The 9,748-nt window shown below is 59.3% G+C and carries 11 protein-coding genes; 8 read left to right on the top strand and 3 right to left on the bottom strand.

Features of this window, described 5'->3' with window-relative positions; translation table 11 throughout:
* The first annotated feature begins 519 nt into the window (after nucleotides 1-519).
* From HNH97_RS02050 to HNH97_RS02025, 7 genes are all read left to right on the top strand, one after another.
* Nucleotides 520-1,632, top strand: a complete 1,113-nt coding sequence (locus tag HNH97_RS02050; protein WP_081749528.1) for an IS110 family RNA-guided transposase — start codon at nucleotides 520-522, stop codon at nucleotides 1,630-1,632.
* A 1,061-nt stretch (nucleotides 1,633-2,693) separates the two neighbouring features.
* Nucleotides 2,694-3,050 carry a helix-turn-helix domain-containing protein gene (locus HNH97_RS02045; protein ID WP_110581363.1) on the top strand — a complete coding sequence of 119 codons (357 nt, stop codon included), beginning with the start codon at nucleotides 2,694-2,696 and terminating at the stop codon, nucleotides 3,048-3,050.
* A gap of 143 nt (nucleotides 3,051-3,193) precedes the next feature.
* Nucleotides 3,194-3,373, top strand: coding sequence for a type II toxin-antitoxin system HicA family toxin (locus HNH97_RS02040; protein WP_019087453.1), 180 nt, complete (start codon nucleotides 3,194-3,196; stop codon nucleotides 3,371-3,373).
* A gap of 10 nt (nucleotides 3,374-3,383) precedes the next feature.
* Nucleotides 3,384-3,800 carry a type II toxin-antitoxin system HicB family antitoxin gene (locus tag HNH97_RS02035; protein WP_048883758.1) on the top strand — a complete coding sequence of 139 codons (417 nt, stop codon included), beginning with the start codon at nucleotides 3,384-3,386 and terminating at the stop codon, nucleotides 3,798-3,800.
* Nucleotides 3,801-3,875: 75 nt separating this feature from the next.
* Nucleotides 3,876-4,130 carry a hypothetical protein gene (locus HNH97_RS18260; protein ID WP_320442941.1) on the top strand — a complete coding sequence of 85 codons (255 nt, stop codon included), beginning with the start codon at nucleotides 3,876-3,878 and terminating at the stop codon, nucleotides 4,128-4,130.
* A 182-nt stretch (nucleotides 4,131-4,312) separates the two neighbouring features.
* Nucleotides 4,313-4,570, top strand: a complete 258-nt coding sequence (locus tag HNH97_RS02030) for a FitA-like ribbon-helix-helix domain-containing protein (protein ID WP_039732546.1) — start codon at nucleotides 4,313-4,315, stop codon at nucleotides 4,568-4,570.
* Nucleotides 4,567-4,989 carry a type II toxin-antitoxin system VapC family toxin gene (locus HNH97_RS02025; protein WP_039732545.1) on the top strand — a complete coding sequence of 141 codons (423 nt, stop codon included), beginning with the start codon at nucleotides 4,567-4,569 and terminating at the stop codon, nucleotides 4,987-4,989. The genes HNH97_RS02030 and HNH97_RS02025 overlap by 4 nt, the downstream gene beginning before the upstream one ends.
* Nucleotides 4,990-5,139: 150 nt before the next feature.
* On the opposite strand, the gene HNH97_RS02020 is transcribed toward HNH97_RS02025, so the two are convergent.
* The 3 genes from HNH97_RS02020 to HNH97_RS02010 form a co-directional block, all read right to left on the bottom strand.
* Nucleotides 5,140-5,472, bottom strand: a complete 333-nt coding sequence (locus HNH97_RS02020) for a hypothetical protein (RefSeq protein WP_039732544.1) — start codon at nucleotides 5,470-5,472, stop codon at nucleotides 5,140-5,142.
* Nucleotides 5,473-5,575: 103 nt separating this feature from the next.
* Entirely contained in the window at nucleotides 5,576-5,815 is a 240-nt protein-coding gene (locus HNH97_RS02015; protein WP_039732543.1) for a conjugal transfer protein TraD, read from the bottom strand.
* A gap of 64 nt (nucleotides 5,816-5,879) precedes the next feature.
* Nucleotides 5,880-6,239 (bottom strand): conjugal transfer protein TraD, encoded by a 360-nt coding sequence (locus HNH97_RS02010; protein WP_171789707.1) that lies wholly within the window; start codon nucleotides 6,237-6,239, stop codon nucleotides 5,880-5,882.
* A 96-nt stretch (nucleotides 6,240-6,335) separates the two neighbouring features.
* Here HNH97_RS02010 and traA point away from each other — a divergent pair, with 96 nt between their 5' ends.
* Complete coding sequence (gene traA / locus HNH97_RS02005; protein WP_171789706.1) at nucleotides 6,336-9,713, top strand: Ti-type conjugative transfer relaxase TraA; 3,378 nt, start codon at nucleotides 6,336-6,338, stop codon at nucleotides 9,711-9,713.
* Nucleotides 9,714-9,748 lie beyond the last annotated feature (35 nt).

Genomic DNA, 9,748 nt, shown 5'->3' with positions numbered 1-9,748 from the left:
GACTTGCCCTCAGACAAGATCACGCTACCCAGACGTTCTTCTACTGTTCATGCTAAACGTTGTTTAGCGTACTTTCCACACGATGGCCTCATTTGCGGCGGCACTGAAAGCACGGTGCAATCACCACCCCTCTTGTTCTGCTCAAAGCCACCAAAAAATAGTGCGATTGCCACTGTTTCTAGGAGAAGGCCTCTCTCTGTGAATAGAAAAGTTATCCCGGTGCAATCACCACCCTAATACGGTGCAATCACCACCCGTAGACACGGTGCAATCACCACCCATAGGCACGGTGCAATCACCACCCCCCTAAAACCGATATGATTCCCGTTATCTAAACCGATAGGTTTTTCCGGTAGTTGTCCGATAATTTCTAACGAAATTGTGGATAAATATAAGACTTAAAATTTCGATCTAAATCACCGCCTCTTAGTCCGTATGACCTTTAGAGAGACATCCAGCCCATTCCTGCGTTGGGCATAGCATCAGAAGAACACGATCAATCCATTAGCGGAGAAGATCATGAGTAAGCTGCTATATGTCGGACTTGATGTGCATAAGGAAACCATTTCAGTCACAACGGCTGAAGAGGGACGCATGGGAACCATCTGTTTCATTGGAACAATCCCCAATACGCCAACCGACATCGCCAGAATGGCCAAACGATTGAATAAAAATGGCCATCAGCTGGAGTTCTGTTATGAAGCGGGTGGATGCGGCTACGGAATATACCGCCAGATACTGGAGCTAGGCCACGGCTGTCTGGTTGCTGCTCCCAGCCTGATTGCCCGTAAACCGGGCGATCACATCAAAAACGATCGGCGGGATTCTCAAAAACTGGCAATCCAGCATCGCGCTGGCAATCTCACACCTGTTTGGGTGCCAGACCCGGTCCACGAAGCAATCCGGGATCTCGTCCGTGCCCGTATGGACGCAGCAACCCAACTGACCCGTGCCAGACAACAATGCCTTGCCTTTCTCCTTCGTCATGGTCGTATTTACGGCCCCAACAAGAAAAACTGGACCATCCGTCACCGAACGTGGCTTGGCCTCCAGACTTTTGAGCAAAAGCCGCACCAGATCGTATTTCAGGATTACGTTGAGGCCGTCTGGGCAGCGCAGGAACGCCGGGAACAACTTGAAACCAGGATCACCACAATGCTTGCGGAATGGTCGATGGCACCCGTCGTAGATGCTCTGCGGGCCATGCGTGGTCTTGATACGATGTCTGCTGTTATCTTCATGTCCACAATCGGAGATCTCGGGCGTTTTGAAACACCACGCCAACTGATGGCTTACCTTGGCCTGGTCCCCTCAGAACAGTCCAGCGGCAGTCGTATCTGGAGAGGCGGTATTACCAAAGCTGGAAATGCAGAAGCACGACGTGTACTGGTAGAAGCTGCCTGGAGCTATCGCTATCCTCCACGCCTCGCTTCAGAAAAAATTCAGGTCGTCGCTAAACAGGCAAAGGCAATACGGGATATCGCATGGAAAGCCCAGCTTCGCCTGTGCGAGCGTTATCGTAAGCTGAGCGCAACCGGCAAAAAACCGACGGTCGTCGTGACTGCCATCGCTCGGGAACTATGCGGCTTCATCTGGGCAATTGGTCGGGAGGTTACTTTGACACAGCCATAGTCTCCGCCCCATGTCCCCGCTCGGCCGGGGACGGAGCCGAAGGTCAGGCAATCCTCGAGAGCCCCCTGGGCCGGTTTTATCCCGACGCCCGTTCTTAGTCCGAGGTAGGCCGCGACGACATGCGTTCCTGCGGTAATCAACCCGCGAATGGGAGAGTGATCGACCGTCGCCACCGCAGCTCCGTTCCCGACCCAACGGTATATCCCGATCCCGGTCACATAGCCCTGAAACCGCTATGTGCTTTTACGCATCTTTTTGCTTGAAAAAGGTCATGGGGGGGGCTACGCCCCCGCCGGCTCACGGCCTACGGCCGCCCCGATCGCGCTATGCGCGATCTCCCACCCGGCATCCCCCTGCTCGCCCTTTCAGGGCTGCGCTAAGCAGACACGCCTACGGCGCGAAATCATAATCTGACGATGCGTTCCCACATCGTCTCTCCACCAGCATCATCCTCTCCCGCGTCGGCGCCTTTGGCGCCCTACGGGGCTCCCGCTCCGCGCTCGCCCGACGCCTGCAACACCAGAAGAACCGGGCAAGACCGTAATGTGCTCTAGACGCACCGGAGTTCAGGCGATCATTCAGAAGCTCACGTGTCGCAGTATGTCCGCCAGACGCCACAGGATGTCCGTACAGACGTTATCTTGTGTGACGGCTAGTTTGTAGGGCGATAACGGGAATTGCGCTTTGTGTGGCCTCCCAGGGCGCTTACCGCAATTATGGATGCACGCCAGCGCGGAGAGATCACAGCCAATGAAATGATTGCCCATGCCTTCATGGCTTCCGTACTGATCACCAATCCGGCCTCTACCTGGGCGAGGGACTGACGTGTGGCTTCATTCTTCCAAGCTTCCCAGTCGTCGCAATCGGTATCTGTACGTTAGCGGTATGCCAGCTAACAGAAAGCGGCAGAGCTGCTGGACGAATTCAGGGCATTTCCAAGTGAGAGTGAAGATAGGATGCATAAAATGCATTCTGTGGATCCTATAAATATTATTTTGTTGTTGAATTTTTAATCTAGGGTTTATATTAGGTTTGAAGGAAAACAATTTGAGGAAACAAAAATGGCTAAGGAAGCACGCGGAAAACTTGAAAAATCCTTTGGAGAACAGTTAAAAACGGCAATGGATAAACGCCATGTCAGCCGTAAAGAGATTGCAGAGGTTCTGGAATGTTCTAACCAAGCAGTAAGGAACTACACGCTAGGGGTATTTTTCCCGAAGACTGAAAAACTTATAGCGCTTGAAAAGTTTTTGAAGGTTCGATTTGTTATGGACAATCCAAACATATTTGAACCAATATATGAAAATAACGAAAAATCCGAACCTTATGAAAATCTGACGATCGCTCAAGCTAAAACTGCTTTGAGCAAGTCGTTAGGCGTTCCACCGGAAAAAATTAAGATTTTGATCGAAGGTTAGCCACCAAGCCTTACACCCCAGTTCTAGTTCAAGCGGGTTCGCAGTAGCGACGGCCAGAGGCTCCCACAGGACGCCTTTGGCGCGCTATCCCACATCATATGGTTTCTGTTGAACAGGAATTATGTCGTGTGTATGATGTGTAAATGAAAAGTGCCGATCTGATCCGGGAGCTGGAAAAGGCAGGCTGGAAGCTGGATCGCGTGCGCGGTTCACACAACGTCTTCAAGCATCCATCGCGACCAGGGATCGTGGTTGTCCCGCATCCCAAAAAGGATCTGGGCACCGGTCTGGTTGCCGCCATCCGCAAACAGGCGGGTCTTTAGGAGGATCATCATGCGCTATCCGGTTGTTATCGAACGGGGCAGCGAGACAACGGCATTTGGCGTTGTCTTTCCTGACCTTCCCGGCTGCTTTTCGGCAGGCGATACACTCGATGAAGCCATTTCCAATGCGGAAGAGGCTGCTGCGGCATGGATCGACGCCACGTTGGATGCCGGAGACGCTGTCCCTTCTCCCAGCACGCTCGATGCTATCCAGAACAACCCAGATTATGCAGGTTGGACAATGGGCTTTGTCACCATTGACCCGGCCGTCCTCGATGACCGGGTGGAACGGGCGAATATCTCTCTTCCCCGACGCGTTCTGGAGCGGTTGGATGCACTTGCCAGATCATCCCATGAGAGCCGTTCCGGCATGATTGCGGCCATGACCCTGCAGGCAAGACTTACACCGGTGGTCAGGGGTAAATGAACAACCAGAACACAGGAGATCGGGCGATGTAGGTACGCTCGGAAATCATTCCGCGCGTCATGGAGGGAAACTCCCATGTCTCGCACCTATCATCACAGCCGAAAACACGGCCGGGACCATCGCTGGGCCAATCGGCCGGATCGCTGTGGTTATGGAGGCTCACGTGATGCCTCTGAATCTCCAAACTGGTACAGCCATCTGCACGACATCCGTCCTGGCCGTCATCATGACAGGCATATTGCCCGCCTGGTCATCAAGGGCCACCTCGATCCTGTCGAAGCGGTCTTTCCGTATACCGGAACCCGGCGACCCCACGAATATTACTGGTAATCTTCAGCGCGGGAATGAGAAATCGTTCCCGCGTTCTGTTTCCGTCTGGATTTTCAGGCCAGTTTGGATCTGCGCTTCCGTTTTCAGCTTGGTGCGGGATTTCGTCTCTTCCCTCAAATACCCCAATCCGACCTGATGATTGCAAAGTACGCAGTCAATGACTACAATGCTGTCATTGCCTAATGGAGGTTCCCGTGGCCGTCATGACCATCCGCAATATCGACGACAGTCTCAAGCAGCGGCTTCGTCTGCGCGCAGCACAGCATGGGCGTTCCATGGAGGAAGAGGTGCGCGATATCCTGCGCTCGGCTCTTTCCGCTGAAGTCTCTCAGGGGGTAGATGCCGGTCAGGCCATTCACCAGCGTTTTGCCAGGCTGGGCGGGGTAGACCTGCCTGCCGTGTCCCGTGAGGCCATCAGGGACGTGGATTTCGGAGTGTGATCGTTCTCGACACCAACATCCTCTCCGAACTGATGCGCTCCGGGCCTGACGGGGCGGTGCTGGCCTGGATGTCCCGTCAATCCATGATGACCCTCTTCATCACGGCCATTACCCAGGCCGAGATCCTGTATGGGCTGGCACTGCTGCCGGAAGGACGACGACGGGATCTGCTGATCGCGGCCGCCCGTGCCATGTTCGAAGAGGATTTCTCCGGCCGTATCCTGCCTTTCGACGGAGAGGCAGCTCGTGTTTATGCTGAGATCGCCTCCCGACGCCGGCACGCCGGAGAACCCATCAGTCAGTTTGATGCACAGATCGCGGCCATCGCGCAGTCCCGTGGCGCATCCCTTGCGACACGGAATATACGCGATTTCCTCAACTGCGGTATCACCCTCATCAATCCGTGGGACGAGGCGTAGGGAGGGCGTCAATGGCGGCTTGAATCCGGGCCAGATCGGCGTCCAGAAGAGCAAGGACCTGATCGGCCGGGACTGCGGGTTTCATGCTGTTGCGTGCCTTGCGGATTGCATCCCTTTTGGCAGCCCGTTCGTCGGAAAGGTCCGTCATGGTCATGTCTTCATCGCCTCGTGTTTCGTGGCAGCGACAGGAGCAGAAATCCGCCATGCGTAATCGCAGACATTATCCAGTAATTCTTCTCGTTGTGTCTGACTGTAAGCCATAACGAAATCAGCGACGATTTTTTCTGGCACACCTTCCTGTAGAAGATTGGCAGCCGTTTCCGCTATTTCCAGATTGATCGCCTCATTGAGCAAGACCAGAGCGTCCGTATCGGTCACACGCTTTGCTGCCCGTGAAACAAACCGGGCATTCAGATTCCACATCCATTGATGGCGATTGATCTTATCAGAAAACCATTCTGGAGAAGGGTATTCTGGAGCCATTAGGTATCCTCTTGAAGTGTCTGTGGTGGTCAGTTTCCAGGCCGTAAAATTGTTCTGTGGCCGAGATTACAGTCTGTCCGTTTTGGATGATCGTGTTTTGTCGTCAGCCTTGTTCCCGGTCCCTGTCGAAGGCATGAAGCCCCGCGCGTCTCCAGCGCGTTTTCAGATCAACCGGAGTGGTATCATTGCCGCCCTGAAGCTGCGCCGCAATGTCCAGGAAGGCCCCGAGCAGGGTGGCGCGGTCATCATCGGTCAGATCGACCAGTCCCGCCTTCTGGACCAGGCCGCCCAGTTCGATCAGATGATGGGTGCGTTCCCGTCGCGCCTTCGCCCAGTCGCGCATGTCGGTGCGTGCCTTTCGTGCCTGATGGCGATGGATCAGGGCTTCCTGCTTCCTGATCCGTCTTTCAAGCGCCAGAAGCTCCGTTCTGATCGTTTCCGGTTCCTTTCCGGCCGCCCTTTTTTGCGCCAGCCTGAAAGAACGCCGTCCCCCGTTCGGTCCACCTCGCGACGGCTTCTGGTTTGCCGTCCGCCTGTTCGACAGCCGCAAGCAGCACCCCGGCCAGCGCCTCGATCGACAGGGTATCGGCTCCCGTCGCCTCGACCAGTTCGCCGAGCTGGAGGGTCCGTTGCGCCTTAAGCTGTTTTGCCTTTTCCTGAAGCGCCTTCAGTTCCGCATCAATGTCCCGTGGCCTGCGCATTTTCCGCCCTCTGTCCTGCTGGTCTGTGGCATACTCTACCACGCAGGCGAGAACCGCGTCACTCATCCAGAGCAATCAACCCTTGTGGCGCAGTAAAATGTGAGTGCGCGCTTATACGTCACTTCGTGACGTGCGCTTAAGTGGTGTGATAGGATCGCACTCATGGCGATCTATCACCTGCATGCAAAGGTCATCAGCCGCGCCACCGGCCGGAGCGCCGTGGCGGCGGCGGCCTATCGCGCGGCATCCCGCCTGCATGACGTGCGGCTGGATCGCGACCATGACTTTTCCAACAAGAGCGGCGTGGTGCATTCCGAGATCCTGTTGCCCGATGGCGCGCCGGAACGGTTTCTTGATCGTGCGACCCTATGGAACGAGGTCGAGGCGATCGAGAAGCGCAGGGATGCCCAGCTTGCCCGCGAGGTGGAGTTTTCAATCCCGCGTGAAATGACCCAGGCGCAGGGGATCGCGCTGGCACGGGATTTTGTGCGGGAGCAGTTCGTGGAACGCGGCATGGTGGCCGATCTCAATGTGCATTGGGATATTGGCGAAGATGGACAGGCGAAGCCCCATGCGCATGTGATGCTGTCCACGCGGCGGATCGAAGTCAGAACCGGAGAGGCTGTGCATGGAAGACGAAACGGAATCCCGCATCCTGAACGAGGCGGCGGGGGCGCATACGACATCACGCCGGATCCTGGACCTGATGGAGCAGAAAGGGGAGGACGATCCACTCAAGCTCATGATCCGTCTGCTGACGGAAATTCGGGAGACGCAGCGCGGCATCCTGCTGAAGCTCTCGACGCTGGAGAAGCGCTTGCAGCGGCTGGAAGAACAGCGCGACTGATTGCTGCGGCACGGTTGCGGCATGAAGGCCTGGGGCTGGCGCAGGATCAGCCTTCCATCGGGTTCGGTGCGAAAGAGCGTTCATGGAATGACAGGGATCTGCTGCTGACGTGGCGGGAGCGGTGGGCGTCGCTCGCCAATGAACGGCTGGCCGAGCTGGACCTGGATGTGCGGATCGACCATCGGTCGTTCGCCGCACAGGGGATCGACCTTGAGCCACAGAACAAGATCGGTCCGGCCGGGATGCGCCGGGAAGAGCGGGGCGAGGACGCGGAGCGGGTTGCCGATCATCTGGAGATCGCGCGGCGCAATGGTGAAAGGTTGCTGGCCGAGCCGCATGTGGCGCTGGAGGCGCTGACCCGGCAGCAGAGCACATTCACCCGCAAGGACCTGGCGCGGTTCGTGGACCGGCAGACGGCGGATGCAGAACAGTTCAGTGCTGTCATGGTTCGGGTGGCGGCGTGTCCGGAGCTGGTCGCGCTCGGGAAAGATGGTCATGGGCGGGAACGGTTCTCCACATGGGAGATGATCGGGGTCGAGCAGCGTCTGGAAGAGGCATCGCTCGCGATGGGACAGTCCCAGGGTCATGCGGTGCCGCTGGCGGTGCGTCGGGCGGCGATGGCGCGGGACGGGCTTGGGGACGAGCAGGCGCTGGCGGTGGGCGAGGTCACGAAGTCCCGCGACCTGTCCGTGGTGGTCGGGTATGCCGGGACGGGGAAGAGCACCATGCTGGGCGTCGCCCGCGCGGCATGGGAAGAGGCCGGGTATCGGGTGCGCGGGGCGGCGCTGTCGGGGATCGCGGCGGAAGGGCTGGAAGCCGGGTCCGGGATCGAGAGCCGGACGCTGGCCTCCCTGGAGCGTGCGTGGGCGCGTGGGTTCGACCTGCTGGAGCGCGGGGACGTGCTGGTGGTGGACGAGGCCGGCATGGTGGGGTCACGGCAGATGGAGCGGGTGCTGTCGGCCGCGCGTAGGGCCGGGGCCAAGGTGGTGCTGGTAGGTGATCCCGAGCAGTTGCAGGCGATCGAGGCTGGTGGCGCGTTCCGGGCGGTGGCCGAGCGGGTCGGGTCGGTGGAGATCACGACGGTGCGCCGGCAGCTTGAAGGCTGGCAGCAGGCGGCCACGAAGGAGCTTGCGACCGGGCGGACGGATAGGGCGCTGGAGCGCTATGAGGCGGCCGGCCTGGTGCGCGGGCATGACACGCTGGAAGAGGCGCGGGCCGGGGTAGTGGCCGGGTGGGATGAAGCCCGGCAGGCCGCGCCAGAGGACAGCCAGATCATGCTGGCGCACCGGCGTGTTGATGTGCGGGCGCTGAACGAGGTGGCGCGGGAGATCCGGCGGGAGGCGGGTGAGCTGGGTGACGACGTGCTGGTACCGACCGCCCAGGGCGAGCGGGTGTTCGCGAACGGGGAGCGGGTCTACTTCCTGCGCAATGACCGGGAGCTGGGGGTGAAGAACGGCACGCTGGGCACGGTGCGGGGCATCGTGGGGTCGCCTGATGCCGGGGATCTCGTGCTGTCGGTGCAGCTCGACGGGCCGGGTCGTGCCGGGACTGGCCGGGTCGTGTCCGTGTCGGTGGCGGATTATGACGCGCTGGATCATGGCTATGCCGCCACCATCCACAAATCGCAGGGTGTGACGGTGGACCGGGCGCATGTGCTGGCGACGGGGAGCATGGACCGGCACGGGGCCTATGTGGCGCTGTCGCGCCACCGGGAGAGCGTGTCCGTTCATTGGGGCCGGGATGATGTGGGCGACCGGGACGGGCTGGTGCGGCGGCTGTCGCGCGAGCGGCTGAAGGATACCACGCTGGATTACCTGCATGTCCGGGATCGGGATGCCGGGTTTGCGCGACGACGCGGGCTGCATGTCCCCGAGAGCGAGATCGTGGTGGAGCGTGAGAAGGCTGCCTCTGGCCCCCAGAAGGACAGGCAGGCCGAAGCTGTCCGTACGCCAGATCCGGCACCGGCACAGCGGAAGCGCGGGATGTTCGACGGGCTGGGCCTGTCCGTGAGGGGGCGTGGCCGGACGGCAGAAAAAGACGTATCGGCCGGGATGGATGCCGGGGCCGGTAAAGGGGAAAGTGGGGTTGAGCGTGAGGCTCCCGCCTCTCCCTTTGCCGGGTTGCGGCTGCCGCGTGTGCAGCGCGCGCAGGTGCCGGCCGGGCTGGGCGGGTTTGTGCCGGGTGGTGATCCGCTTCACCAGGCGGTGGAGCAGTATGCGCGGGCGGTGCGGGACATCGGGCGCATGGTGGAGCAGGACCTGCCGGTGCTGGAGTACCAGAAGAAGGCATGGCTTGACGCCAGCACGGCCCTGGAACGGCTACGGCCCGGGGCGGTGATCGCTCTGGAAACCGCCGTGAAGCATGAGCCGGAGATCCGTCAGGCCCTGTACGGGCTGGAAGGGCCGGCACGGGCGCGCAGGCTGGTCGAGGGGCTGGAACACGAGGACAAGGTGCGGCATTCCCCCGAGTTGCGGGCGGCGCGGTTCGTGAAGGCGTGGGACGGGCTGAGCCGCGAGCAGCAGGGTGTGGCGCTCAGGGAGCTGAAGCGGGACGCGCAGCTTGAGTCCCTCCTGCGGCGGAAGGGGCACGAACTGGGCGTCCGGAAGGGATCGACGCTCGATCATGGATTGCAGCCGCAGCGCACGCGCTCCCTGTCGCGCTCCAGGGGGCGGGATATGGATATGGGGATGTAATCTGCTTGAGACGGGTGATGTTAATGTGTATGATT

It is taken from the genome of Gluconacetobacter entanii (assembly GCF_013155425.1).
GTDB classification, from domain to species: Bacteria; Pseudomonadota; Alphaproteobacteria; order Acetobacterales; family Acetobacteraceae; genus Novacetimonas; species Novacetimonas entanii.
The sequence above is the reverse complement of the archived record's forward strand: the minus strand, read 5'-3'. Positions and strand labels throughout refer to the sequence as shown.

Excerpts from the sequence above, each read along its gene's own strand:
- HNH97_RS02050 (WP_081749528.1), top strand. The coding sequence starts at position 520 with ATGAGTAAGCTGCTATATGTCGGACTTGATGTGCATAAGGAAACCATT.
- HNH97_RS02045 (WP_110581363.1), top strand. The coding sequence starts at position 2,694 with ATGGCTAAGGAAGCACGCGGAAAACTTGAAAAATCCTTTGGAGAACAG.
- HNH97_RS02040 (WP_019087453.1), top strand. The coding sequence starts at position 3,194 with ATGAAAAGTGCCGATCTGATCCGGGAGCTGGAAAAGGCAGGCTGGAAG.
- HNH97_RS02035 (WP_048883758.1), top strand. The coding sequence starts at position 3,384 with ATGCGCTATCCGGTTGTTATCGAACGGGGCAGCGAGACAACGGCATTT.
- HNH97_RS18260 (WP_320442941.1), top strand. The coding sequence starts at position 3,876 with ATGTCTCGCACCTATCATCACAGCCGAAAACACGGCCGGGACCATCGC.
- HNH97_RS02030 (WP_039732546.1), top strand. The coding sequence starts at position 4,313 with ATGGAGGTTCCCGTGGCCGTCATGACCATCCGCAATATCGACGACAGT.
- HNH97_RS02020 (WP_039732544.1), bottom strand. The coding sequence starts at position 5,472 with ATGGCTCCAGAATACCCTTCTCCAGAATGGTTTTCTGATAAGATCAAT.
- HNH97_RS02015 (WP_039732543.1), bottom strand. The coding sequence starts at position 5,815 with ATGCGCGACTGGGCGAAGGCGCGACGGGAACGCACCCATCATCTGATC.
- HNH97_RS02010 (WP_171789707.1), bottom strand. The coding sequence starts at position 6,239 with ATGAGTGACGCGGTTCTCGCCTGCGTGGTAGAGTATGCCACAGACCAG.
- traA (WP_171789706.1), top strand. The coding sequence starts at position 6,336 with ATGGCGATCTATCACCTGCATGCAAAGGTCATCAGCCGCGCCACCGGC.